Annotated in this window: 23 protein-coding genes; 17 read left to right on the forward strand and 6 right to left on the reverse strand. The window is 70.9% G+C overall.

Annotated features, from left to right (window positions below; all coding sequences use genetic code 11):
- Positions 1 to 139 precede the first annotated feature (139 nt).
- The 3 genes from ACZ7GX_RS18765 to ACZ7GX_RS18775 are packed head-to-tail and all read left to right on the forward strand — an operon-like array spanning position 140 to position 4,535.
- Positions 140 to 2,776, forward strand: coding sequence for a valine--tRNA ligase (locus ACZ7GX_RS18765; RefSeq protein ID WP_498778305.1), 2,637 nt, complete (start codon positions 140 to 142; stop codon positions 2,774 to 2,776).
- Positions 2,773 to 4,137 (forward strand): bifunctional tetrahydrofolate synthase/dihydrofolate synthase, encoded by a 1,365-nt coding sequence (gene folC / locus ACZ7GX_RS18770; protein WP_498778306.1) that lies wholly within the window; start codon positions 2,773 to 2,775, stop codon positions 4,135 to 4,137. Before ACZ7GX_RS18765 ends, folC begins: the two co-directional genes overlap by 4 nt.
- A complete protein-coding gene (locus ACZ7GX_RS18775) occupies positions 4,134 to 4,535 on the forward strand; it encodes a DUF4233 domain-containing protein (RefSeq protein ID WP_498778307.1) in 402 nt (133 codons plus the stop codon). The genes folC and ACZ7GX_RS18775 overlap by 4 nt, the downstream gene beginning before the upstream one ends.
- Positions 4,536 to 4,549: 14 nt before the next feature.
- Here the strand turns inward: ACZ7GX_RS18775 and ACZ7GX_RS18780 are convergent, their stop codons facing one another.
- The 3 genes from ACZ7GX_RS18780 to ACZ7GX_RS18790 are packed head-to-tail and all read right to left on the reverse strand — an operon-like array spanning position 4,550 to position 6,290.
- The gene (locus ACZ7GX_RS18780) at positions 4,550 to 4,987 is read right to left on the reverse strand and encodes a DUF488 domain-containing protein (RefSeq protein WP_498778308.1); all 438 of its coding nucleotides are present in this window, start codon (positions 4,985 to 4,987) and stop codon (positions 4,550 to 4,552) included.
- Positions 4,984 to 5,598 carry a DUF488 domain-containing protein gene (locus tag ACZ7GX_RS18785; RefSeq protein WP_498778309.1) on the reverse strand — a complete coding sequence of 205 codons (615 nt, stop codon included), beginning with the start codon at positions 5,596 to 5,598 and terminating at the stop codon, positions 4,984 to 4,986. Before ACZ7GX_RS18785 ends, ACZ7GX_RS18780 begins: the two co-directional genes overlap by 4 nt.
- A complete protein-coding gene (locus tag ACZ7GX_RS18790) occupies positions 5,595 to 6,290 on the reverse strand; it encodes a dual OB domain-containing protein (RefSeq protein ID WP_498778310.1) in 696 nt (231 codons plus the stop codon). Before ACZ7GX_RS18790 ends, ACZ7GX_RS18785 begins: the two co-directional genes overlap by 4 nt.
- 314 nt (positions 6,291 to 6,604) lie before the next feature.
- Here ACZ7GX_RS18790 and ACZ7GX_RS18795 point away from each other — a divergent pair, with 314 nt between their 5' ends.
- Positions 6,605 to 8,131: an alkaline phosphatase D family protein gene (locus ACZ7GX_RS18795; RefSeq protein ID WP_498778311.1), complete on the forward strand. Its 1,527-nt coding sequence runs from the start codon at positions 6,605 to 6,607 to the stop codon at positions 8,129 to 8,131.
- A gap of 33 nt (positions 8,132 to 8,164) precedes the next feature.
- On the forward strand, positions 8,165 to 8,890 hold the full coding sequence (locus tag ACZ7GX_RS18800) for a MerR family transcriptional regulator (RefSeq protein WP_498778312.1): 726 nt from the start codon (positions 8,165 to 8,167) through the stop codon (positions 8,888 to 8,890).
- A 7-nt stretch (positions 8,891 to 8,897) separates the two neighbouring features.
- Here ACZ7GX_RS18800 and ACZ7GX_RS18805 read toward each other — a convergent pair whose 3' ends face one another.
- Positions 8,898 to 10,112, reverse strand: a complete 1,215-nt coding sequence (locus ACZ7GX_RS18805) for a hypothetical protein (RefSeq protein WP_498778313.1) — start codon at positions 10,110 to 10,112, stop codon at positions 8,898 to 8,900.
- A 234-nt stretch (positions 10,113 to 10,346) separates the two neighbouring features.
- Here ACZ7GX_RS18805 and ACZ7GX_RS18810 point away from each other — a divergent pair, with 234 nt between their 5' ends.
- From ACZ7GX_RS18810 to pulA, 4 genes are all read left to right on the forward strand, one after another.
- Positions 10,347 to 10,649 carry an SAV_915 family protein gene (locus tag ACZ7GX_RS18810; RefSeq protein WP_498778314.1) on the forward strand — a complete coding sequence of 101 codons (303 nt, stop codon included), beginning with the start codon at positions 10,347 to 10,349 and terminating at the stop codon, positions 10,647 to 10,649.
- Positions 10,649 to 10,912 (forward strand): hypothetical protein, encoded by a 264-nt coding sequence (locus tag ACZ7GX_RS18815; RefSeq protein ID WP_498778315.1) that lies wholly within the window; start codon positions 10,649 to 10,651, stop codon positions 10,910 to 10,912. The genes ACZ7GX_RS18810 and ACZ7GX_RS18815 overlap by 1 nt, the downstream gene beginning before the upstream one ends.
- A gap of 9 nt (positions 10,913 to 10,921) precedes the next feature.
- A complete protein-coding gene (locus ACZ7GX_RS18820; RefSeq protein ID WP_498778316.1) occupies positions 10,922 to 12,205 on the forward strand; it encodes a WXG100 family type VII secretion target in 1,284 nt (427 codons plus the stop codon).
- A gap of 126 nt (positions 12,206 to 12,331) precedes the next feature.
- Complete coding sequence (pulA, locus tag ACZ7GX_RS18825; protein WP_498778317.1) at positions 12,332 to 17,854, forward strand: pullulanase-type alpha-1,6-glucosidase; 5,523 nt, start codon at positions 12,332 to 12,334, stop codon at positions 17,852 to 17,854.
- Positions 17,855 to 17,911: 57 nt separating this feature from the next.
- On the opposite strand, the gene ACZ7GX_RS18830 is transcribed toward pulA, so the two are convergent.
- A complete protein-coding gene (locus ACZ7GX_RS18830) occupies positions 17,912 to 18,082 on the reverse strand; it encodes a hypothetical protein (protein WP_498778318.1) in 171 nt (56 codons plus the stop codon).
- Between the two features lie 15 nt (positions 18,083 to 18,097).
- Between ACZ7GX_RS18830 and ACZ7GX_RS18835 the strand changes: the two genes are divergently transcribed.
- The 3 genes from ACZ7GX_RS18835 (at position 18,098) to ndk (ending at position 19,273) form a co-directional block, all read left to right on the forward strand.
- Positions 18,098 to 18,451, forward strand: a complete 354-nt coding sequence (locus ACZ7GX_RS18835; protein WP_498778319.1) for a hypothetical protein — start codon at positions 18,098 to 18,100, stop codon at positions 18,449 to 18,451.
- Positions 18,452 to 18,456: 5 nt separating this feature from the next.
- Positions 18,457 to 18,687 carry a hypothetical protein gene (locus ACZ7GX_RS18840; protein WP_498778320.1) on the forward strand — a complete coding sequence of 77 codons (231 nt, stop codon included), beginning with the start codon at positions 18,457 to 18,459 and terminating at the stop codon, positions 18,685 to 18,687.
- 175 nt (positions 18,688 to 18,862) lie between these two features.
- Complete coding sequence (gene ndk, locus ACZ7GX_RS18845) at positions 18,863 to 19,273, forward strand: nucleoside-diphosphate kinase (protein ID WP_366198952.1); 411 nt, start codon at positions 18,863 to 18,865, stop codon at positions 19,271 to 19,273.
- Positions 19,274 to 19,333: 60 nt separating this feature from the next.
- On the opposite strand, the gene ACZ7GX_RS18850 is transcribed toward ndk, so the two are convergent.
- Positions 19,334 to 19,924 carry a GNAT family N-acetyltransferase gene (locus ACZ7GX_RS18850; protein ID WP_498778321.1) on the reverse strand — a complete coding sequence of 197 codons (591 nt, stop codon included), beginning with the start codon at positions 19,922 to 19,924 and terminating at the stop codon, positions 19,334 to 19,336.
- A gap of 26 nt (positions 19,925 to 19,950) precedes the next feature.
- Here ACZ7GX_RS18850 and ACZ7GX_RS18855 point away from each other — a divergent pair, with 26 nt between their 5' ends.
- The 5 genes from ACZ7GX_RS18855 to ACZ7GX_RS18875 are packed head-to-tail and all read left to right on the forward strand — an operon-like array spanning position 19,951 to position 25,004.
- Positions 19,951 to 20,901, forward strand: a complete 951-nt coding sequence (locus tag ACZ7GX_RS18855) for an ABC transporter ATP-binding protein (protein WP_498778322.1) — start codon at positions 19,951 to 19,953, stop codon at positions 20,899 to 20,901.
- A gap of 1 nt (position 20,902) precedes the next feature.
- On the forward strand, positions 20,903 to 21,691 hold the full coding sequence (locus tag ACZ7GX_RS18860) for an ABC transporter permease (RefSeq protein ID WP_498778323.1): 789 nt from the start codon (positions 20,903 to 20,905) through the stop codon (positions 21,689 to 21,691).
- Positions 21,688 to 22,551, forward strand: a complete 864-nt coding sequence (locus tag ACZ7GX_RS18865) for an ABC transporter permease (protein WP_498778324.1) — start codon at positions 21,688 to 21,690, stop codon at positions 22,549 to 22,551. Before ACZ7GX_RS18860 ends, ACZ7GX_RS18865 begins: the two co-directional genes overlap by 4 nt.
- Before the next feature lie 42 nt (positions 22,552 to 22,593).
- Positions 22,594 to 23,004: a DoxX family protein gene (locus tag ACZ7GX_RS18870; protein ID WP_498778325.1), complete on the forward strand. Its 411-nt coding sequence runs from the start codon at positions 22,594 to 22,596 to the stop codon at positions 23,002 to 23,004.
- Positions 23,005 to 23,036: 32 nt separating this feature from the next.
- Positions 23,037 to 25,004 (forward strand): TIGR03960 family B12-binding radical SAM protein, encoded by a 1,968-nt coding sequence (locus ACZ7GX_RS18875; protein ID WP_498778326.1) that lies wholly within the window; start codon positions 23,037 to 23,039, stop codon positions 25,002 to 25,004.
- Positions 25,005 to 25,029: the final 25 nt, after the last annotated feature.

The raw sequence follows: 25,029 nt of genomic DNA on the forward strand, positions 1-25,029 counted from the left end.
CCCCCCGCTCGCCAACTCCTGCCCAAGGCGTTACCAGCAATCGACCGGGAAGTCGATACGGGACCGCCGCGACGGGTGCGACGCCCGCTAGCAGGTATCTGATTAGAAGTCGATACCCGAGCCTCCGTAGACTTCGACCGTGACTGAGACCCCCACCGCACCGCAGCGCTCCGAACTCCCGCCGGCCTGGAACCCGGCCGAGGTAGAGGCCGGGCTGTACGAGCGGTGGGTCGAGCGCGGCTACTTCACGGCCGACGCGACCAGCGACAAGCCGCCGTTCTCCATCGTGCTGCCGCCGCCCAACGTCAACGGCAGCCTGCACATGGGCCACGCGCTGAACCACAGCGTCATGGACGCGCTCACCCGCCGCCGCCGCATGCAGGGCTACGAGGTGCTCTGGCTGCCGGGCACCGACCACGCGGGCATCGCCACCCAGACCGCCGTCGAGCGCGCCCTCGCCGGCGAGGGCAAGTCCCGCCACGACGTGGGCCGCGAGAAGTTCGTCGAACGCGTCTGGGAGTGGCGCGAGGAGGTCGGCGGCAAGATCCTCGCCCAGATGCGCCGCCTCGGCGACGGCGTCGACTGGACCCGCGTCCGCTTCACCATGGACGAGGGCCTGTCCCGCTCCGTCCAGACCATCTTCAAGAAGCTCTACGACGACGGTCTGATCTACCGCGCCGAACGCATCATCAACTGGTGCCCGCGCTGCCAGACCGCGCTCTCCGACATCGAGGTCGACCACTCCGAGGACGACGGCGAGCTCGTCTCCATCCGCTACGGCTCCGGCGAGCACTCGATCGTGGTCGCCACCACGCGCGCCGAGACCATGCTCGGCGACACCGCCGTGGCCGTCCACCCCGACGACGAGCGGTACCGGCACCTCATCGGCACCGAGGTCGAAGTGCCGCTGACCGGCCGTTACGTCCCCGTCGTCGCCGACGAGCACGTCGACCCCGCGTTCGGCACCGGCGCGGTGAAGGTCACCCCCGCGCACGACCCGAACGACTTCGAGATCGGCCGCCGCCACGACCTGCCCGCGCTCACCGTCATGGACGGCCGCGGCGTGATCACCGCGCACGGACCGTTCCAGGACATGGACCGCTTCGAGGCGCGCCCCGCCGTCGTCGCCGCCCTGCGCGAACAGGGCCGGATCGTGGCCGAGAAGCGCCCCTACAAGCACTCCGTCGGCCACTGCTCGCGCTGCGACACCGTGATCGAGCCGCGCCTGTCCATGCAGTGGTGGGTCAAGGTCGCCCCGCTCGCCGAGGCGGCCTCCGCCGCGGTGCGCGACGGCCGCACCACCATCCACCCGCCGGAGCTGGCCAAGCGCTACTTCGACTGGGTCGACAACCTCAACGACTGGTGCATCTCGCGCCAGCTCTGGTGGGGCCACCGCATCCCCGTCTGGTACGGCCCGAACGACAAGGTCATGTGCGTCGGGCCCGACGACGAGGCGCCCGGCGAGGGCTGGGTGCAGGACGAGGACGTGCTCGACACGTGGTTCTCGTCCGGCCTGTGGCCGTTCTCCACGCTCGGCTGGCCCACGCCCACCAACGACCTGGCCAAGTTCTACCCGACCAGCGTGCTGTCGACCGGCTACGACATCCTGTTCTTCTGGGTCGTCCGGATGATGATGTTCGGCCTGTACGCGATGGACGGCAAGCAGCCGTTCGACCACGTGTTCCTGCACGGCCTCATCCGCGACCAGTACGGCAAGAAGATGTCGAAGTCGCGCGGCAACGGCATCGACCCCATCGACTGGATGGACGCCTACGGCGCCGACGCCACCCGGTTCACGCTGCTGCGCAGCGCCAACCCCGGCTCGGACATGGCGCTGGCCGACGAGTGGGCCGCCGGCTCGCGCAACTTCACCACCAAGCTGTGGAACGCCACCCGGTTCGCGCTCAACAACGGCGCCACCGTCGAACGCCCGCTCCCGCCGCGCGAGGAGCTCACCGACGCCGACCGCTGGATCCTCGACCTGCTCGACGGGCTCGTGACCGAGGTCGACGGCCAGTTCGAGGGCTTCCAGTTCGCCAAGCTCAGCGAAGCGCTCTACCACTTCACCTGGGACGAGTTCTGCGACTGGTACCTGGAGCTGGCCAAGGTCCAGCTCGCCGAGGGCGGCGCGCGGGCCGAGGCCACCCAGTCCGTGCTCGGGCACGTGCTCGACGTCGTGCTGCGGCTGCTGCACCCGCTGACGCCGTTCATCACCGAGACGCTGTGGACCACGCTCACCGGCGGCGAGTCCCTGGTGATCGCGGACTGGCCCAAGCCGACCGGCGTCGCGCGCGACGAGGTCGCGGCCACCCGGATCGAAGGCCTGAAGAAGCTGGTCACCGAGATCCGCCGGTTCCGCTCCGACCAGGGCCTCAAGCCCGCCCAGAAGGTCGCGGGCAAGGTGCGCGGCGCGTCCGACGTCGACCTGCTCGACCAGGTGCCCGCCGTCCAGGCGCTGACCAGGATGACCGAGCCCGGCGACGACTTCTCGGTCAGCGCCTCGCTCGACGTCGGCCTGCCCGGCGGCACGGTCAAGGTGGAGCTGGACCTTTCCGGCACGGTTGACGTCGTGGCCGAGCGCAAGCGGCTGGCCAAGGACCTCGGCGTGGCCGAGAAGGAACGCGCCCAGTGCGAGGGCAAGCTCGGCAACGCCGCGTTCCTCGACAAGGCGCCCGCCGAGGTCGTGGCCAAGATCCAGGCCAGGCTCGCGGCGGCCAACGCCGAGATCGACCGCATCCACGCCCGGCTCGAGACCCTGCCGCGGGACAACTCGTGACCGGCTTCGAGACGGGCGCGCTGGAGGAGCTGCGGCAGGTCGAGTCGGAGCTGAACACCCGCTGGCCCGAGACCAAGATCGAGCCGAGCCTCGACCGGATCCGGGCGCTGGCCGACATCCTCGGCGACCCGCAGGGCACGTACCCCGTGGTGCACGTCGGCGGGACGAACGGCAAGACGTCCACGTCGCGGATGATCGACGCCCTGCTCACCCGGATCGGCCTGCGCACCGGCCGCTACACCAGCCCGCACCTGCAGCTGGCGACCGAGCGGATCAGCGTCGACGGCGCCCCCATCAGCCCCGAGCGGTACGTCGAGATCTACCGCGACGTCGAGCCCTACCTGTCGCTCGTGGACGCGCGCGGCGACGTGCCGATGAGCAAGTTCGAGGTGCTCACCGGCATGGCGTTCGCGGCGTTCGCCGACGCGCCCGTGGACGTCGCCGTGATCGAGGTCGGCATGGGCGGGTCGTGGGACGCGACGAACATCGCCGACGGCCGGATCGCGGTGATCACGCCGATCGGGCTCGACCACGTCGAGTACCTGGGCGGTGACCTGGCCGGGATCGCGGAGGAGAAGGCCGGGATCATCAAGCCCGGCGCGGTCGCCGTGATGGCCAAGCAGGACCCCGCCGTCGAGCAGGTGCTGCTGCGGCGGTGCGCCGAGGTGGACGCCACGATCGCGCGGCTGGGGCACGAGTTCGGCGTGATCCAGCGCGACGTCGCCGTCGGCGGCCAGGTGCTGCGGCTGCAAGGCCTCGCCGGCGTGTACGACGAGGTGTTCCTGCCCCTGCACGGCGCTCACCAGGCCGCCAACGCGGCGCTCGCGCTGGCCGCCGTGGAGGCGTTCTTCGGCGCCGGGCCCGACCGGCAGCTCGACATCGAGGCCGTGCGCGAGGCGTTCGCCACCGCCACGTCGCCTGGCCGGCTGGAACGCGTCCGCAGCGCGCCCACCGTGCTGGTGGACGCGGCGCACAACCCGCAGGGCGCGGAGGCGCTGGCCAAGGCCCTCGACGAGGAGTTCGGCTTCCGCAAGCTGGTCGCCGTGGTCGGCGTGATGCAGGAGAAGGACGCCGTCGGCATCCTCACCGCCCTCGAACCGGTCGTCCAGGAGCTCGTCGTGACCGCGAACTCCTCGCCGCGGGCCATGGACCCCGACCTGCTCGCCGGGATCGCGATCCCGATCTTCGGCGACGACCGGCTGGTCGTCCGGCCGCACCTCGACGACGCGATCGAGGAGGCCGTGCGGCTGGCCGAGGAGAGCGACGACGGCGACGTCGTGTCCGGCGGCGGCGTCGTGGTGACCGGCTCGGTCGTCACGGCGGGCGACGCGCGTGCGCTGTTCGGCAAGGAGCCCTCGTGACCTCCCCCGCCGCGCAGCCTGCGCCCGCGCCCAAGAAGGACCCGATGAAGTCCTTCCGCGGCATCATGGCCGGCACGCTGATCCTCGAGGTGATCGTCGTCGCCTTGGCCCTGCCGGTGGTGGCGAAGCTGAGCGGCGGCGTCGGCACCGGGGTCGGGTACCTGGTGCTCGGGCTGATCGTCGCGCTGATCGGGACGTGCGCGCTGCTGAAGCGCCCGTGGGCCGTGTACGTGATCGCGGCGATCCACGTGGTGATGGTGGCGTCGTGGTTCGCCCTGACCGCGCTCGGCGGCATCGGTGTGGTGTTCAGCCTGGTCTGGGTGTACCTCCTGTGGCTTCGGCGTGACGTGGCCAAGCGCATGGCCGAGGGTCGGCTGCCCAGCCAGCAGCAGGGCTGACGCTGCTGCCGGCCTCAGGTCAGGTGCTCCACCGTGACGCCGTCCCAGTGCTCTGCCAGGTACTCCGCTACCAGTCGGCGATGGCACTGGTGCGGCTTGTCCTCGCTGCACAGCAGCACCGCGTTGTCGAGTGCTTGCCGGGGGATGGCGTGCTCGATGCGGCGGTCCCGCATCAACTCCAGGAAGCGGGTCTCGTACGACGGCCAGCCGCTGCTCTGCTTCTTGTAGTCGTCGAGCAAGGGCTGGGTGGGCGCCAGATCGAGTCGGTGGGTGTAAGCCATCCCGCACAGTTCGCGGACGAAGTACTTCAAGTCGTCCCGCTTGGCGAAACCCGCGAGCTGGGAAACGTTGTTGAGGCGTACGTCGACCACTTTGTCCGCCCGGGACGCGCGCAACAGGCCGAAGAACTTCTCGGCGGACTTCTTCGTGAACCCGATGGTGTACAGCCTCATACCTCGGTCGTCCCGTCGTCGCGCAGCTCTTCGTTCACGTAGGCGATGCGGGATTCCTGTCGGCTCAGCGCCTCTTCGAGGCGCTCGGCACGGGTGCGGAACAGGTCGGCCTCCGCCAGCCCGAACACGCGCAGCAGGCGTTCCATCGCCGACGCGTGGCTTTCCACCCGTCCGTCACCGTGGATGTGGTCGATCGTGACACCGCGTTCGGTGAGCACCCGTGCCACCAGGATCGTGCGGTGGCAGTCCAAGGGCTCGCCCTCGGTGCACATGATCGCGATCCGCTCGGTCTGCGCGCCCCTCGTGAGGCGTTCGACGCCGCTGGTGAACGCCGAGGTCTTCGCGAGGCGCTCGTACTGGACCCGCCCGTCGACGTAGCAACTCGTGTCGTCCGTACGGGCTCCGAGTTCACGCCCCAGGAAGGCGTACTTGATCCCGGCCTCGTGCAGGCCGCGCTTGACCGAGGCCTGGTTGAACCAGGGGGTGAACCGGCTGACCGGGACCGATCGCACGTCCGCGACCGCCGTGACCTCGTGCTGTCGGAGCAACTTCGTCCAGTCGCGGAAGTCGTGCGTGGAGTGGCCGATCGTGAGCACCGTCTCGAAAGTCATCGCCTGCTGCCCGGGACGGGTCCACCGCGCTCAACGATGCCCGCGACCAACTTGTAGAGGTAGCCGTTGAAGGCCTCGCCGAGACTCACCGTCAGGAAGCACTCGCCCAGCCGGTACGTCCCGATCCCGGCGGACCGGAACCTCTCCTCGTACACCGGGTCCGTCACCTTCAGCGCGTACTCGGAACCTGCGTGGCGAAATCTGGCCCGCACGCTCGGCTCTTGGTCCACCGCTTGCCAGAAGGCCGCTCTCACTTCGATTGTCGCGCTTTCCACTCGGATGAGTTTGAGCGAGTCTACCACCGCGTCTTCCTGTTCGACCGGCACGCGGTCGTTGACTCCGGCGGAAGTGTGATGACCATTGATCCACAGCCGATCGGGTCGCTGCTCGAGGATTAGAAGCTCTGCCCACTTGGCCCGACGGATCTTCCGCCAGCCGAGCGTCGGATCAAGGAGCCAGTTCTCCCGCTGGTAACCCGTCGGTTGGTGTCGGATGAGAGGCACGGCAATGACGTCGAGCACCTGAGGTTCCACTTCGCCGCGGTAGTGCCGCTCCGCTGCGGACACCTCATGACCCGGACGACTGCTGATGGGGCGGATCCACCTGGGAGAGCCGTCCGCCAGTTCGATTCCGGCGACACACCGCCCGTTGTGCTTGCGGGAATTCGCCAAGCATAAGAGCTGTTTGATCACTGCGAAGTCTGCCTTTCAAATGCAGCGCACCGACCTCGGCGATGGTAACGCAGGCATGGCCCCGGCAACGTAGGGTGGCGTGACGAGGAAGAAGTGATGCGTCCTCGGTAATGGGACTTGAAAGTGAACGTTGCTCGATCAACCTCAACGGCTCCAGTGTGAATGCCTCGCTATTCGTGGTGGTGATCGCCATTACGGTGGTGTCGTGGTTGGTGTCATCGGACGAGTGCTCTAGTCCTGACGACCGGTCGAGTCCACCCGGTGCTCGCGGCCCGTTCACCCGGAATTCGGCTTCACCGGTTACAAACCCGCGCATGAGCGATGGTGTGGTGAACCGGCGGACGCTGCTGCGCGCCGGTGCGATCGGTACGGCCGCGGCGCTCGTGCCCGGCGGTGTGGCGTTGGCGCGGGGTGGTGACCGGCCCGTCCTCACGCACGGCGTGCAGTCCGGTGACGTGACGTTCGACGGCGGCCTGGTGTGGACGCGGGCCGACCGGCCGTCGCGGATGCTGGTGCAGGTGTCCCCGGACCCGTCGTTCCGCCACGCGCGGACCGTGCGCGGGCCGTTGCTGACGCCCGAGACCGGCGGCACGGGCCGGGTGCGGCTGCGCGGCCTGCCGAACGGGCGCGAGGTGCACTACCGCGTGGTCGCCGAGGACCTCGACGGCCGCACGCGCAGCGAAGCCGTCACGGGCACCTTCCGCACCGCGCCCCTCGGCCGTGACGACGTGCGGTTCGTCTGGTCCGGTGACGTGGCCGGCCAGGGCTGGGGCAGCAACCCGGACCTGGGCGGCATGCCGATCTTCGGCGCGATGGCCGCCCGCCGGCCCGACTTCTTCATCAACAGCGGTGACACGGTGTACGCGGACGGTCCGCTGGCGGAGTCGGTGGCGCTGCCCGACGGGCGGGTGTGGCGCAACGTCGTCACCCCGGAGAAGCTGAAGGTCGCCGAGACGCTGGACGAGTACCGGGGCCAGTTCGCCTACAACCTGCTCGACCCGCAGTACCGGGCGTTCGCCTCGCAGGTGCCGATGATCGTGCAGTGGGACGACCACGAGGTGACCAACAACTGGTACCCGGGCGAGATCCTGACCTCGCCGGCCTACACCGAGAAGCGGGTGGACGTGCTTGCCGCTCGCGCGTTCCAGGCGTTCCACGAGTGGCAGCCGATCGACCCCCGGCAGGCGGTGGACGGCCGGGTGTACCGGAAGTTCCGCCACGGCGCGCACGTCGAGGTGTTCGTGCTGGACATGCGGTCGTACAAGGACGCGAACACCTCGCCGCGCGACGGCGCCGGCGTCGTCCTGGGCGAGCGGCAGGCCCGCTGGTTGGTGGACTCGCTCGACCGGAGCCGGGCCACCTGGAAGATCATCGCGGCCGACCTGCCGATCGGCCTCACCGTGCCCGACGGCACGGACATCGAGGGCGTCGCCAACGGCCTGCCGGGCGCGCCGGGCGGGCGTGAGCACGAGCTGGCGTGGGTGCTGGGCGAGCTGAAGCGGCGGCGGGTGCGCAACACCGTCTGGCTGACGGCGGACGTGCACTACACGGCCGCGCACCACTACTCGCCGGAGCGCGCGACGTTCCAGGACTTCGACCCGTTCTGGGAGTTCGTGTCCGGCCCGCTGAACGCCGGTGCGTTCGGCCCGAACGCGCTGGACCCGACGTTCGGCCCGGAAGCGGTGTTCGTGAACGCCCCACCGGCCGCGAACACCACCCCGTTGGACGGTTTCCAGCACTTCGGCGAGGTCGAGGTGTCGCGGGACGGCGAGCTGACCGTGTGGCTGCGCGACATCAAGGGCGCGTCGCTGTGGAGCAAGACCCTCCAGCCCCGCCGTTGACCCTCGGGTGACCCGAGGGCTCACAGTGGTGGTGTGACGGACGAGCTGATGACCATCGGGCGGTTCGCCCACCTCAGCGGGCTGACCGTGCACGCGCTGCGGCACTACGACGACGTCGGGCTGCTCACGCCCGACGTCGTCGACCCGGCGTCGGGCTACCGGCGCTACCGGCGCGAGCAGGTGCGCCGCGCCCGGCTGATCCTGGCGCTGCGCTGCCTGGACCTGCCGATCGAGGAGATCCGGCGGGTGGTCGACGGCGGTGACGTGGACGAGGTGCTGACCGGCCACCGCAAGCGGCTGGAACGGCAGCGCGACGTCCTCGCCGCCCGGCTCGGCGACGTAGGCCGCTACCTGGAGGAGGGGATCACCGTGTCCACCCCCGGCACGGGCGTGCGCCCGGTTCAGATCAAGATCGCCGTGGACGACGCGGCGAAGGCCGTCGAGTTCTACCAGACCGCGTTCGACCTGCGGTACGAGGTGACCAGGCGGGCCGAGGACGACGACTACTCGTCGTTCGTGTTCGGCGAGTACGGCGAGGACGGGTTCTTCCTGGTGCACCTGCTGGAGGACCGCGCGGACACCGACCGGCTCGGGCCGAGCACGTTCGGCCTGCTCGTGCCCGACCTGGACGCCTACCACGCGCGTGCCGTCGCGGCGGGCGGCGTGGAGGTCGTCGCACCGCGCGACTCGGTCGGCATGCCGCGCAACTCGGCGGTGAAGGACCCGTCGGGCAACTGGATCTGGCTGTACCAGGAGTGACGCCGGCTCACCCGGTCGCGGCGATCTCCGCGACCGGGCCCGCCAGGTCCGTCCACTCCCCGGTGCGGGCGCTCCACCGGGACACCACCGAACGGTCCGGTGCCAGGCGGTAGACCTCGTCGTCGGTGACGACCACGTCCACCGCGGGCTCACCGAAGCGCGGCCACGCGTCCGGGTCACCCTCGTAGCGGAGGATCGCTCCGGTCGTCGCGTCGAGGGCGAACAACCCCGCGCCACCGGCGTGGATCGAGCGCGTCGGCCCGCCGATCCGCGTCCACGACCCGGTGGCGTTCGACCACTCCCACACCGCGCCGTCCTCTGCGGACCTGCGGTACAGCCGGTCCGGGCCCACCGCGTAGGTGTCCTGCGGGCCGTTGGCGGCGCCGATCTGCGACCAGTTACCCGGACGGCCGTTGTAGCGCACGATGGTGTGCCGCACCGGGTCGGTCGCGTACATCGTGTCGCCGCCGGCGTAGAGGTGGCCGGCGGAGGCGCCGACCACCTTCCAGGTCGAGGCGTCGGGTGCCCACTGCCACACCAGGTCGCGCTCGGGGGACAGCCGGTAGAGGTAGTGGCCGTCCACCGCCAGTTCCGCGGCACGCTCGCCGATGGGTTCCCAGGCGTTCGGCTTGCCCTGGTAGCGGTAGAGGCGCCCGGACGCCGGTTCGACCCCGAACACGCCCGCGCGCCCGGCGGTCAGGCTCTCCGTCGGTCCGCCCACGGTGAGCCACTCGCCTGCCTCGTCGTCCCACCACAGCACCGACCCGCGGTCGGCGGACAACGCGTAGAGACCGTCCGGCACGCGAGGTGCCGCGTCCGGCCCTCCGGCCTGGTCGCGCGGTTCGTCGGCGACAGCGGACCACAGCACCACCGCCACCGTGACGACGAGGACGAGGCACGCCGCCACCAGCGGCCACCAGCGCCACCTCAGGTTGTCCGCATTGGCCACGTTGTTGTCCGCGCTGGTCAGCGCGTTGTCCGCGGTGTCGGCAGGTGCCTGCGGCGCGGCCGGTTCCGGCGTCGACGCCTCTGCCTGCTCGTGCAGCACCCGCGCGCGGGCCAGGGCGATCTCCCGGCCCCGCTGGTCGGTGATCCGGTCGGTCACCACCCGTTCGAGCAGGTGCAGCGGCACGATCCGGCTGCCGGACCGGTACTGGCTCCATAGCGTCTTGCCGGTGCGGTACCGCGCGGCCAGGTCGCGGACCGTGGCCTCTGCGGTCATCGCGCGCAGGAAGCCCGCGAGCTCGTTGTGCGCGCGCGTGGCCCCTCGCAGGTCCCCCTGCGGACGGCCGGGCCTGCCCACGTGTCCCCCCTGTTGTCCGCGGACAATGTTGTCCACCGCCGCCACCCCGCTGACCAGCGCTTTCCTGCTGGGATGGGTCGGCTTTCGCCACATACTCGGTGCGGGGCCCCGATCAACATCGTCCGCAGTATCCCGTGGAGGGGAGAGTTCGTCATGCCGTCTGATCAGCTGAACGTGGCCGTCGCGCCGGCGGTGCTCGGGCCGGAGTACGGCGAGGGCCGGGTGCTCTACCTGCCCGCCGCGTCGCTGCCCGCCGGTGGTGTCGGCGTCGAGTTGCGCACGCTCGTGGACGACCGGCTCGCATTGCTGGTCTACACGTCGAAGGAGGCGCTGACCGCGTGCTGCGGCGAGCGCCAGGGGTGGGTCGCCATCTCGGGCGACGGGCTGCACGAGGTGCGCTACCACGCGGGCGCGGACGTCGTGCTGTGGGACGAGCCGCTGCCGGAGGTGGCCTGATGGTCGGGTTCGAGGCGGGACCGGCGGCGCTGGAGCGGCTCGCGTCCACGCTGCGCGCCAGTGGGGACGCGCTCGACAACTCGGGCGCCGAGATCCCCGCACTGCGGGCGGGTGCCGTCACCGACGCCGTGCACGCGGCGTTCGCGGTGCTGTGCGAGTCCGTGGTCGAGGTGGTGGCCGCGTTCACGTCGGCGGGCGACGCGGTGTCGGACAGCGCCAAGACCTACGTCACGACCGACCAGGACCAGACGTTCGGACACTGAGGGGGACGGATGCCGATCGAAACGCACGTGCAGGGGGAACCGGCGAGCCTGCGGGCCGGCGCGGAGTGGTTGCGGGGCATGGCGCGGGCAGTCGAGGCCGCGGCGACGGAGGCACGCGGTGTCGTCACGCGATCCGAGTCGGAGTGGACCGGTGCGGCCGCGGACGACTTCCGCGCCCGGATGGGCCGGACCGTGCCGACGGTGGACGAGTTGTCGGACACCTTCGCCGGATCGGCGGAGGCGATGGATGCGCACGCAGACGACCTCGACACCGTCCGCTCGCGGATGGGACAGGCGTTGGAGGTGGCGAGGGCGGCGAACCTGGCGGTCGTCGGCACGGCCATCCTCGAACCCGTCGGACCGCCACCGGGACCGCTCAAGGCGCCGGAGGACCGGTGCCCCACCGCGGAGGAGTCGGCGAGCATCCGGGCGTTCGCCACCTACGAGGCGCAGTGCAAGGCGTACGTCGAGTGCGCGTGCACGGTCGCGGAGGCCCGTGCCCTGGAATCCGACGCCAACGCGACGTTGTTGCAGGTGCTGCGGGACAAGGTCACCGACTGGACCACGTTGGCCGACGTCGCCGTGGGCGCGTACGCCGCCGTGCTGGCCAAGAAGCTGTTCACGATGAGGCAGTCGGTCATCAGGCTCACGGGCCGGGCCGACTGGCACAGGACGCACGCCGCCGGTGTGCTCGCCGATCCGCACGCCGCGCCGTTCCTGCGGACGAACGCGGCGCTCGCCAAGGTGGACGCCGACCTGGCCCAGGCGACGGCCGAGCGCGATTTCGCCGGCAAGTGGGGCGGCGACGGCGCGCGGCGGACCTCGGTGCTGCTGAAACTGGCGCGCAACGGCCAGTTCGCCGCCGCCGAGACCTTCGGTTACCTGGAGAACCGGCTGCCGTTCCTGCGGGGCGCGCCGCCCATCGTGAAGGCCCTGCCCATCGCGGGCCTCGTCGTGTCGACGGGGCTGACCGCGTACGAGATCTGGCAGGACCCGAGCGCCGAGAACGTGACCAAGGTGGTGCTGTCCAACGGGGCCGGGCTGGCGGCGGGCGCCGCGGTCGCGCTCGTCATCGCGCCGGGTGCGCCGGTGATCGTGCCGATCGCCATCGGCGCTGTCGCGGCGTTCGGCGCGAGTACCGCGGTCGAGTGGGCGACGCCGCACCTCCTCGACGCGGGCGGTTACCTGCTGGACAAGGGAGGTGACGTCCTCGACGCCGGGTGGGAAGCCGCCAAGGACTTCGGCGGCGGGCTCAAGGACTTCGGCGGAAAGGTGACCAGCCTGCTCGGCTAGTGCAAGTATCTGCAAGGACTTGCAGCCGTCTGGGCCTTGTCCGGCCGTGATTGTCGTGGTTTCGTGCACCCCGTCCCGGCGCTCCGCCGGGGCGGGGTTGCAAGAATTTGCGACAAGGAGGTCGCGATGCGTCGGGCCGTCGCCGCGCTCATCGCCCTGGCCGTTGTGCCGTTCGTGCCACCACCCACCGGCGCCGCGCCCGAAGTGGGGCAGAGGCTCGCGGTCGGCGCCGTCACCGACCTCGCGCCCGGCGCCCGGGACGGTGACCGGGCGTTGGCCAAGGACGCGCTCCGGGCCGACCTGACCGGCGAGCGGTTCTACTTCGTGATGCCCGACCGGTTCGCCAACGGCGACCCGCGCAACGACCGCGGCGGCACGGCCGAGACCGACCGCCTCAAGAGCGGCTACGACCCCGCTGACAAGGGCTTCTACCACGGCGGCGACCTCAAGGGCCTGCGCGACAAGATCGACTACCTGGACGACCTGGGCGTCACCGCGATCTGGATGACGCCCATGTTCGCCAACCGGTGGGTGCAGGGCTCCGGCGACGACGTCTCGGCCGGCTACCACGGCTACTGGACCACCGACTTCACCAGGCTCGACCCGCACTTCGGCACGACCAACGACATGCGGCGGCTCATCCAGGACGCGCACCGCCGCGGCATCAAGGTGTTCTTCGACATCGTCGCCAACCACACGGCCGACCTGATCGACTACGCCGAGGGCGAGTACGACTACGTCAGCACCGGCGCGCAGCCGTACCTGGACGAGCAGGGCAACCCGGTCGACATCGCGGAGATCGCGGGCCAGGAGGACTTCCCGAAGCTCACCGCGCCGTACACGCCGGTGGTCAAGGGCGAGAAGACCCCGGCCTGGCTCAACGACCCGCAGCTCTACCACAACCGCGGCGACTCGACGTTCAGCGGCGAGTCCAACGAGTACGGCGACTTCTTCGGCCTCGACGACCTGATGACCGAGCACCCGACGGTCGTCAAGGGCATGAAGCGGATCTTCACCAGCTGGATCGACACGCTGGGCATCGACGGCTACCGGGTCGACACGGTCAAGCACGTCAACATGGAGTTCTGGCAGGCCCTCGCGCCGCACGTGAAGCAGTACGCGGCGATGCGCGGCAAGAAGGACTTCTTCGTCTTCGGCGAGGTGTTCGACGCGAACCCGGCCCTCACCTCCCGCTACACGACCACCGGCCGGATGCAGGCCACGCTGGACTTCCCGTTCCAGAGCGGCGCGGCCAGGTTCCTGTCCGGCCAGGGCGCGGCCCGGCTCGGCGAGGTGCTCGTCGAGGACGACCGCTACACCGACGCGGACTCCAACGCCTCCTCGCTGCCGACGTTCCTCGGCAACCACGACATGGGCCGCATCGCGTGGATGGTCCGGGACGGCCGTCCGGGCATCTCCGAGGCCGAGCTGCTGGACCGGCTCGAACTCGGCAACGCCCTGATGTACCTGTGGCGCGGCAACCCGGTCGTCTACTACGGCGACGAGCAGGGCTTCGCGGGCACGGGCGGCGACAAGCTGGCCCGTCAGGACATGTTCGCCTCGAAGACGCCCGAGTACGCCACCGAGGACCTGGTCGGCAGCGACCGCACCGGCGCGGTGGACAACTTCCGCACCGACCACCCGCTGTACCGGCAGCTGCGCGACCTGGCGGACTTCGTCGACCGCGACCCGGTGTGGCGTGAGGGCAACCAGGAGCTCCGGCTCGTCCAGGGCGACGTGCTCGCGTTCAGCCGCACGGGCCGCACCCAGCAGGTCGAGCACCTGGTCGTGGCCAACGCCGGCACCGCGCCCGCGACCGTCGAGGTGCCCGCGTCGGGCCGGGGCTACCGCCCGATCTGGCCCGCCGCCGGCTCGCAGGTCAACGCCGCGGGCGGCAAGGTCACCGTGACCGTGCCCGCGTTGTCCGCCCTGGTGCTCAGGTCCACCGACAGGATCCCGTCCGCCGCGCCGACGCCCGCGTTGGCCGTGCCGGCGACCGGCACCGTGCTGGACGACCGGGTCGAGCTGCGCGCCGACGGCGTCACCTCGCCGTACGCGCAGGCCACGTTCGCCGCACGGGTCGAGGGCGAGCGCGACTGGCAGCTGCTCGGCACCGACGACGCCGCGCCGTACCGGGTGTTCGCCGACCTGGCGGCGCTGCCGGGCGCGGCCGTGGGCAAGGACGTCGAGCTGCGCGTGGTCGCCAAGGACGCCAAGGGCGCGTTGGGCGCGGACGGCGCGAAGGTCGGCCTGGTGGCCGCGCCCGCGGTCGAGCCGCCGACCGCCGTGACGTCCGACTGGCTGGTGGTGCACTACAACCGCCCGGCCGGCGACTACGACGGGTGGGGCCTGCACGCGTGGGGCGACGTCGAGAACGCGCCGACGTGGGACGCGCCGCTGCCGTTCGCGGGCGAGACGCCCTACGGCCGGTTCGCGTGGGTCAAGCTCAAGCCCGGTGCGCGGTCGGTCGGCGTCATCGCCCACCGCGGCGACGAGAAGGACACCGACGGCGACCGGTTCATCGACCCGAGCGCGACCCCGCAGGTGTGGCTCGAGCAGGGCCAGGCCGCCGTGCACGCCAGCGAGGTCGCCGCGACCGGCCAGGCCGTCATCACGCACACCGGTGGCGCGGCGGGGCTCGTGGTGCGCGCGGGCGGCGTCGACTACCCGTTCAGCGGGGGAGTGGCGACCGTGCCGGCGACGGCGCCCGTCGACTTCTCCGTGGTCCGCGGCGGCACGGTCGAGGCGACCGGTCGCACGGCGGGACGTGCGTGGGTGAACGGCGACAAGGTCCACGCGAGCCTGGCCGCCGCCCAGAACCGCGCGGTGATCCACTACAACCGGCCTGACGGCGACTACACCGACTGGACGCTCTACCACTGGACGGGATCGCTGGAGCCGAGCCCGGGCTGGAACCAGTCCCGCGTGCCGGACGGGACCGACGGGTTCGGCGTGTACTGGTCCGTCGCGCTGGAACCGGGCGCGGCCGGGCTGAACAACATCATCCACCGCGGTGACGCCAAGGACCCGGGACCGGACCAGTTCCTCGACGTCACGGGCACCGGGTACGAGGTCTGGTACGTCTCCGGCTCCACCAAGGCGGACGGGTCCATCTCCTACGTGCTGCCGCCGTCCGGTGGCGAGGGCGTGGACGACGACCTGACCAAGGCCAAGGCGATCTGGGTGTCGAAGGACCTGGTCGTGTGGGACGTGCCCGTGGTGCCGTCGGACGGCTACCGGCTGGAGCACGACGGCAAGGTGCTGCGGCTGGAGCCGTCGTCGGACGCCGTGCCCGCGAAGTTCCCGCACCTGCGGGGCAAGCCGGTGTTCCGGGTGCGCGACGGCGAGCGGCTGGACGAGGCGTTGCGCGGCAAGCTGTCCGCCGTGCACGTCGACTCGAACGGCGGCCTGCGGCACCGCACGGGCGTGCAGATCGCCGGCGTGCTGGACGACCGGTTCGCCGCCGCCGCGTCCGCGCTGACCTACGGGCCGACGTTCGACGGCGACCGCGTGACCGCGCGGTTGTGGGCGCCCACGGCGTCCTCCGTGAAGCTCCGGGTCTCCGACCAGCCCGGCGGCCCGGCGACGACGGTGGACCTGGCGCGGGACGACGCGTCCGGCTCGTGGTCGGCGTCCGGCGCGTGGCGGGACAAGTTCTACGTGTTCGAGGTGACCGTCGCCGGGCGCACGGTGACCGTGACCGATCCGTACTCGGTGGCGTTGGCGGTGAACTCGACGCACTCGCAGTTCGCCGACCTCGGCGACGCGCGCACCATGCCCGCCGACTGGGCCGGGCACGTGGCCCGCGGCCTGGACGGCGACCCGACCGAGCACGGCATCACCGAGCTGCACGTGCGGGACTTCTCGATCGGCGACACGTCCGTCCCGGAGTCCGACCGCGGCACGTACAAGGCGTTCACGCACTCGTCGTCGATCGGCATGGCGCACCTGCGCGAGCTGGCGGCGGCGGGGCTGGACACCGTGCACCTGCTGCCGACGTTCGACATCGCCACCATCCCGGAGAAGCGCTCGGACCAGCAGCGGCCGGCGTGCGACCTGGCGTCGTTGCCCGCGGACTCGCCGCAACAGCAGTCCTGCCTGACCGGTGTCGCCGCGAAGGACGGCTTCAACTGGGGCTACGACCCGTACCACTACGACGTGCCCGAGGGCTCTTACGCCACGGACGACGCGCAGACCGGGTGGGCGCGCTCCAAGCAGTACCGCGAGATGGTGAAGTCGTTGCACGACAACGGGAACCGCGTGGTGGTGGACGTGGTCTACAACCACACGGCCGCCGCCGGTGACGCGCCGACGTCCGTGCTGGACAAGGTGGTGCCGGGGTACTACCAGCGGCTCGACCTCGACGGCGCCGTGGCCAATTCGACGTGCTGCGCCAACACCGCGACCGAGAACGCCATGATGGGCAAGCTCGTCGTGGACTCGGTCGTGCGCTGGGCCCGGCTGTACAAGGTGGACGGGTTCCGGTTCGACCTGATGGGGCACCACCCGAAGGCGAACGTCCTGGCCGTGCGGGCGGCGCTGGACGCGTTGACCGTCGAGCGCGACGGCGTGGACGGGCGCAAGATCCGGATCTACGGCGAGGGCTGGGACTTCGGCGAGGTCGCCGGCAACGCCCGGTTCGAGCAGGCCACGCAGGCGAACCTGGCCGGGACGGGCATCGGCACGTTCAGCGACCGGCTGCGCGACGCGGTGCGCGGCGGCGGGCCGTTCGACGCCGACCCGCGCGTGCAGGGGCTGGCGTCCGGGCTCGCGGGCGACCCGAACGGTTCCCCGGCCAACGGCGACGTGACCGCGCGGCTGGCCAACTACACCGACCTGGTGAAGCTGGGCATGGCGGGCAACATGGCGTCCTACCGGTTCCAGTCCACTGGTGGTGGGGTGGTCTCGGGGCGTGATGTGACGTACAACGGCTCACCCGCCGGGTACACCGGCGCGCCGGCCGACGTGATCACGTACGTGGACGCGCACGACAACGAGACGTTGTTCGACTCGCAGGCGTTCAAGCTGCCCGCGGGCACGTCCATGGCCGACCGCGTGCGGATGCAGAAGGTGGCCCTCGCCCCGGTCCTGCTGGGCCAAGGCCAACCGTTCATGCACGCCGGCGCGGAGTTCCTGCGCTCCAAGTCGTTGGACCGCAACAGCTACGACTCCGGCGACTGGTTCAACCGCTACGACCCGTCGTTGCGGGACAACGGCTTCGGCCGCGGCCTCCCACCGGCCGCGGACAACGAGGACAAGTGGCCCTACGCCGCCCCGCTCCTGGCCGACACCGCGCTGAAGCCGTCTTCGGATGACATGCGTGCGGCGGTGGACAACACCCTGGAACTCCTCCGCATCCGCAAGTCTTCGCCGCTGTTCACCTTGAACGACTCGGCACTCGTGCAGCAGAAGCTGTCGTTCCCGACCGCCGAGCCGGGCATCGTCGCGGCGCTCTTGGACGACACGGCGGGCCCGGACACCGACCCGTCCCTGAACGGCCTCCTGGTGATCATCAACCCCTACCCGACCACGAAGTCCCTCTCCGTGCCGGGCAACTGGCAGAACCACCCCCTGGCCACCGACAAGGCCACCATCGCCAACGGTTCGATCACCGTGCCCGCGCGCTCGGTGACCATCCTGACCCGCTAGTCCGGCGAGGTGCTCGGCGCGCGGGCCCCGTGCGCCGAGCACCTCACCGCCGAACCGTCACCGGTGGCTGCGCCGATCGGTGAACCGGGAAGCGTGGATGCCGCCGTAGAGGCGCATCCACGGCGCGATCTCGTCCGCGCCGCAATCGGGCACGCACCACCCGCAGTACTTGCCGGAGGGGCAGTAGCAGCCCCGCGGGTAAGCCTTGACCAGCGTCCGCTCGGGCATCGCGGCGCGCGACCGGTGGACGACGGGTCCCTGCGCGCCTACGACCGCATCGACCGTGCCGAGATCGAGCAGATCAAGAACCACGTGTTCGAGGACCTGCACCCGTTGGAAGGCGTCGACGGCGGCACGGTGATGGCTCGCTTCGACCCCAACCCCGACATGGCGGAGGCGTGGCTGAGGTTGCGATCAGGGCGGGCGCAACCATCGGACATCGCCCTGCTCGAACACGAGCTCGCCGAGGCGCGATACTGGCAGCAGAACCCGAACGCCTCGTACAAGGACGCTCACGCGGCGGCCAACGAAGTGTCGCGGTGGGAGACCCGGATCCCACCCGCGTCCGATGAGGACTACAGCAGGCCTTGGAGGTGATCGCGTTGGCGATGCTCGTGTACCTGGACAAGGAAAGCGAAACCGAAGCCGAGGCGCGCTACCGGTTCCACACCGACGGCGGCGCGGACCGCTACCTCGTGCTGGACAAGCGGTCGGAGGTGATCTCGCCCGACGACGGCAACCGCGATGGCGTGTTCCGCGCCGCGGCCACCAAGCTGGCCAGGACCTGGCTCAGCACCGGGTCGGCGCCGGACCGGCTGATCCACCAGAGCTGACAGCCCGACGGTCGTGGTGCGACACCGCGAGCAGCCGCAGCAGCACGAACAGCACGGCGGCTCCGGTGAGGGCGGTGCCCAGGCGGGGCTTGTCGGTGGCCACGACCGGCACTATCGCAGCTCCGGCTACCCTTGACCGAGTTGCACAATCCCGCACGAAGGAGTACCGACCGCCGTGAGCGAGCGCACCCTGGTCCTGGTCAAGCCCGACGGCGTCAGCCGCGGCCTGGTCGGCGAGGTCATCTCCCGCATCGAGCGCAAGGGCCTGCACCTGGCCGCGCTGGAACTGCGCACCGTGGACCGCGCGACCGCCGAGCAGCACTACGCCGAGCACGACGGCAAGCCGTTCTTCGCCGACCTGGTCGAGTTCATCACCGGCGGCCCGCTGGTCGCCATGGTGGTGGAGGGCACGCGGGCGATCGCGGCGTTCCGCCAGCTGGCCGGCGGCACCGACCCGGTCGAGAAGGCCACCCCCGGCACGATCCGCGGCGACTTCGGCCTGGAGGTCCAGTTCAACCTGGTCCACGGCTCGGACTCGCCGGAGTCGGCCGAGCGCGAGATCAAGCTCTGGTTCCCGAACCTCTGAGCTGACCCGTGCCGACGGCCCGGACGCCCCAGCGGTGTCCGGGCCGTCGGTGTGTCGGGACTAACCGCCGACCGCGGCACGCACCGGTGACGAGCCGAGACCACCCGCGGCCGAGCCGTGCAGCACGACGCCCTCGCGGTGGCCCAGCGGCAAGTACATGCGCACGTCGTCGAACCGGAAGTCCCCCACCGCGATCACGTTCGGCAGGCGGCCCCACTCGCGGAAGCCCAGGCTCTCGTACAGCTGGATCGCGCCGTGGTTGTTCCCCCGCACGCCGAGCGTCAGCATCTCCAACCCCGCCGCACGCGCGTGCTCGACGACCGCGCCCAGGAGCCGCGCGCCCAGCCCGAGCCCACGTGCCGCCGGGTGCGCGGTGACCCGCCGCACCTCGGCCATGTGCTCGAACACCTCGCTCTCGGACCGCCGCCACGTCGCCGTGCCGCGCAGCACGCCGTCCACCCGCGCCACGACGAGCGCACCGTCGGAAGGCGACGCGAGCACGCTGTCCAGCCACGCGTCGGTCTCCGCGCGCCCCGGCGGTTCGCGCCAGCCGATGGCGCCACCGGCGGCCACCACGGCGTGCAGCACCTCGTGCACCTCGGACCGAAGTCGTTCGTCGGCCGCCACCGGCCAACTCAGCTCGATGTCCACGGCGCCACCCTAAAACGGTTCCGAGAATGTCGGACCCCGCCGCTAACGTGACGAACGTGACCCCCACCCTCGTCCACGCCAACGGCCTGACCAAGCACTTCGGCTCCTTCGAAGCCGTCCGGGGCATCGACGTCGAGGTGAGCAAGGGCGAGGCGTTCGGCTTCCTCGGCCCCAACGGCGCGGGCAAGTCCTCGACCATGCGGATGGTGTCGTGCGTGTCACCCCGCACCGGTGGCGACCTGCGGGTGCTGGGCCTGGACCCGGACACCGACGGCCCGAGGATCCGCGCCCGCATCGGCGTCGTGCCGCAGCAGGACAACCTCGACACCGAGCTCACCGTCCGGCAGAACCTCCAGGTCTACGGCCGCTACTTCGGCCTGTCCCGGGCCGCGGTGCGCGAGCGCGCCGTCGAGCTGATGGACTTCGCCCAGCTCACCGACCGCGCCGACGCCGAGGTGGAGCCGCTGTCGGGCGGCATGAAGCGGCGGCTCACCATCGCCCGCTCCCTGGTCAACGACCCCGACCTGCTGCTGCTCGACGAGCCGACCACGGGCCTGGACCCGCAGGCGCGCCACCTGCTGTGGGACCGGCTGTTCCGGCTCAAGCAGTCCGGCGTCACGCTGATCATCACCACGCACTACATGGACGAGGCCGAGCAGCTGTGCGACCGGCTGGTGGTGATGGACGGCGGTCGGATCGCGGCCGAGGGCTCGCCGTCCGAGCTGATCCGCCGCTACTCGACCAAGGAGGTGCTCGAGCTGCGCTTCCCGCCGGGTGAGCAGAGCGCCGACGAGGTGCGTGACCTGGCCGAACGGGTCGAGGTGCTGCCCGACCGGGTCCTGCTCTACACCCCCGACGGCGACGCGGCGCTGGCCGCGGTCCACGCGCGGGGCGTGCGGCCGGTGTCCAGCCTGGTGCGCCGCAGCACGTTGGAGGACGTGTTCCTGCGCCTGACCGGCCGGACGTTGGTGGACTGAGATGAGCGCGCACGTCGTCGGCTCGTGGCGCGCCGCGCTGATCGCGGTGGAGCACCACTGGACCTGGTACCGCCGCAACTGGCGGGCCACGGTGATCTCGAACTTCTTGCAGCCCGTGCTGTTCCTGCTGGCCATGGGCATCGGTTTCGGCTCGCAGGTGCGGGAGGGCGCGGCCACCGGCGGCTACCCGTACCTGGTGTTCCTCGCGCCCGCCCTGCTGGTCGTCACCGCCGTGCAGAACGCCATGTTCGAGTCCACCTGGGTGGTCTTCTCGGCGTTCAAGTGGCAGCGCACGTACCTGGCGACGGTGTCCACCCCGGTCACGCCCGCGCAGGTGCTCAACGGCCAGCTGCTGTGGATCGCGCTGCGCCTGGCGGCGGGCACCGCCGTGTTCCTCGGCATCGCCGTGGCCCTGGGCGCGATCACCAGCCCGTCGGCGGTGCTGGCCGTGCCGTTCGCCACGCTGGCGGGCATGGCGTTCAGCGCGCCCGTGGTCGCCTACTCCGCCACCAGGGAGAAACCGGACTCGTTCAACGCGATCTTCCGCTTCCTGCTGCTGCCGATGACCCTGTTCACCGGCGCGTTCTTCCCACTGGCCCAACTGCCCGGCTGGGTGCACCCGCTGGCCTGGCTCACCCCGGTCTGGCACGGCATCGAGCTGGCCCGCGGCGCGACGTTCGGCACCCTGCGCCTGCTGCCCGCCCTGGGCCACGTCGCCTACCTGTCGGCCCTGCTCGCGCTCGGCGTCGTCCTGGGCCGCCGCTACTTCCACCGGAGGCTGGCCGTATGACCAACGAGACCTCCACGACCGACCTGGTCGAGCCCAGCCGGCCGGTCACGCCGCGCACTGGCGCGGGCCTGCTGCTGCGGGTCGTGCCGCCCGGCCTGTACGCGGGCCGCGCGCACGTCCTGGTCGAACGCTCGTACCTGGTCAGCAGGCGTGGCTGGATGTCGGTGATCTCCGGCTTCTTCGAGCCGCTGTTCTTCCTGTTCTCCCTCGGCTACGGCCTGGGCCAGCTGGTCACCACGGTCGACGGCCCCGGCGGGCCGATGCCGTACGCCGTGTTCGTCGCGCCCGCCCTGCTGGCCGCCTCGGCGATGAACGGCGCGGTGTTCGAGGCGACGTTCAACCTGTTCTTCAAGTTCAAGTACGCCAAGACCTACGACGCCGTGCTGGCCACCCCGCTCGGCCCGGTCGACATCGCCCTCGGCGAGGCGGCCTGGTGCCTCATCCGCGGCGGCCTGTACTCGGCCGGCTTCATCGTGGTCATGCTCGGGTTCGGGCTCATCGGCTCGCCGTGGGCGCTGCTGGCGCTGCCCGCGTGCCTGCTGGTCGCGCTGGCGTTCGCGGCGGTCGGCATGGCGGCGGCGACCTACCTGCGCTCCTGGCAGGACTTCGACCTCGTGCAGCTGGCCGTGATGCCGCTGTTCCTGTTCTCGACCACGTTCTACCCGCTGTCGGTCTACCCGGGGTGGTTGCAGACCGTGGTCCAGTGGACACCGCTCTACCACGCGATCGAGCTGATGAGGGCCCTGACCACGGGTTATGTCGGCTGGGGCGCGTTGACGCACGTCGCGTACTTCGCGGTGATGGTGGTCGTGGGGGTGGTCGTCGCCGCACGCAGGCTCGGCAAGTTGCTGCTGACCTGACCTGGTTGAACACTGGACGAACCCCGAGTACCGGAGGTCGTCATGGACGTCATCGCACTCATCGGCCGGATCCTGTTCGTCTTCCTGTTCTTCGGCTCCGCGATGGGCCACCTCACGCAGACCGAAGCCATGGCCGGCTACGCCGCGTCCAAGGGCGTCCCGTCGGCGAAAGCCGCCACGTTCGGCAGCGGCGTGCTCATGGTCGTCGCCGGGTTGATGCTGCTCCTGGGCGTGTGGGCGGATCTCGGCGCGCTGCTGCTGGTGCTGTTCCTGCTGCCGACGGCGTTCCTCATGCACAACTTCTGGAAGGAGACCGACCCGCAGACCAAGCAGGTCGAGATGATCCAGTTCAACAAGGACGTGGCCCTCGCGGGCGGCGCGTTGATGTTCTTCGGCCTGTACGCGGGCCCGGGGTCCGAGCTGGGCCTCACCATCACCGGACCGCTGTTCTGACGCGTGCGGGCACTGCCGTTACCCTGGTCGGCGTGAGTGTCGAGTCGGTCTTCCCCGCCCTGGAACCCCTGCTGCCGAGGGTGTCCAAGCCGGTGCAGTACGTCGGCGGGGAACTCAACGCCACCGTGAAGGACTGGGACGCCGCCGCGGTGCGGTGGGCGTTGATGTACCCGGACGCCTACGAGGTGGGGCTGCCCAACCAGGGCGTCATGATCCTGTACGAGGTCCTCAACGAGCAGCCGGACGTGCTGGCCGAGCGGACCTACGCGGTGTGGCCCGACCTCGAGAAGCTGATGCGCGAGCACGGCGTGCCGCAGTTCACCGTCGACGGGCACCGGCCGGTCGGCGCGTTCGACCTGCTCGGGGTGAGCTTCGCGACCGAGCTGGGCTACACGAACCTGCTCAACGCGCTCGACCTGGCCGGCATCCCGATCCACGCCGCTGACCGCACCGAGGACCACCCCATCGTGGTGGCGGGCGGGCACGCGGCGTTCAACCCGGAGCCGATCTCGCCGTTCGTCGACGCGGCGGTGCTCGGCGACGGCGAGGAAGCCGTCCTGGAGATCACCGACATCGTCCGCGCGTGGAAGGCCGAGGGCCGTCCCGGCGGTCGGGACGAGATCCTGACCAGGCTCGCCGAGACCGGCGGCGTGTACGTGCCCCGGTTCTACGACGTCGAGTACCTGCCCGACGGCCGCATCCAGCGCGTGGTGCCCAACCGCGAACGCGTGCCGTACCGGGTGTTCAAGCGGACCACGATGGACCTCGACGCGTGGCCGTACCCGAAGCAGCCGCTGGTGCCGCTCGCGGAGAGCGTGCATGAGCGGATGAGCGTGGAGATCTTCCGCGGCTGCACGCGCGGCTGCCGGTTCTGCCAGGCGGGCATGATCACCCGCCCGGTGCGCGAGCGGTCGATCGAGGGCATCGGCGCGATGGTGCAGCGCGGCCTGGAGGCGACCGGGTTCGAGGAGGTCGGCCTGCTGTCGCTGTCCAGCGCGGACCACTCGGAGATCGCCGAGATCACCAAGGGCCTCGCCGACCGCTACGAGGGCACGAACACCAGCCTGTCGCTGCCGTCGACCCGGGTGGACGCGTTCAACATCGACCTGGCCAACGAGCTGTCCCGCAACGGCCGCCGCTCGGGCCTGACGTTCGCGCCCGAGGGTGGCAGCGAACGCCTCCGCCGCGTGATCAACAAGATGGTGTCGGAGGAGGACCTGATCCGCACGGTCAGCGCGGCGTTCGGCGCGGGTTGGCGGCAGGTGAAGCTGTACTTCATGTGCGGTCTGCCCACCGAGACCGACGACGACGTGGTCCAGATCGCCGAGATGGCCAAGAACGTCATCCGCGCGGGCCGCGAGGTGTCCGGCCGCAAGGACGTCCGCTGCACGATCTCCATCGGCGGGTTCGTGCCCAAGCCGCACACGCCGTTCCAGTGGGCCGCGCAGTGCGACCCGGAGACCGTGGACAACAGGCTGCGCCTGCTGCGCGAGGCGGTGAACTCCGACCGCTCGCTCGGCCGCAACATCGGCATGCGCTACCACGACGGCAAGCCGTCGCTGATCGAAGGGCTGCTCTCGCGCGGCGACCGGCGCATCGGCCTGGTGATCGAACGGGTGTGGCGCGAGGGCGGCCGGTTCGACGGCTGGTCCGAGCACTTCTCCTACGACCGCTGGGTCGCGGCGGCCGAGGCCGAGCTGCCGCCGTTGGGCGTGGACCTGGCCTGGTTCACCACGCGTGAGCGCGAGGAGCTGGAAGTCCTGCCCTGGGACCACTTGGACTCGGGCCTGGACAAGGAATGGCTCTGGGCGGACTGGCAGGACGCGCTGGACGAGCGCGAGCAGGACGACTGCCGCTGGACGCCGTGCTTCGACTGCGGCGTGTGCCCGGCGATGGGCACCGACATCGAGGTCGGGCCGACGGGGCGGACGCTGCTGCCGATCTCGCCGGTGGGCAAGGGCTCCCCGGTGCGCAACCCGGAGCTGACGGCCCGGAGCTGACGGCCTGGGGTCGACGGCTCACGGG

The sequence above is a fragment of the Actinosynnema sp. NPDC037264 genome, assembly GCF_055603705.1.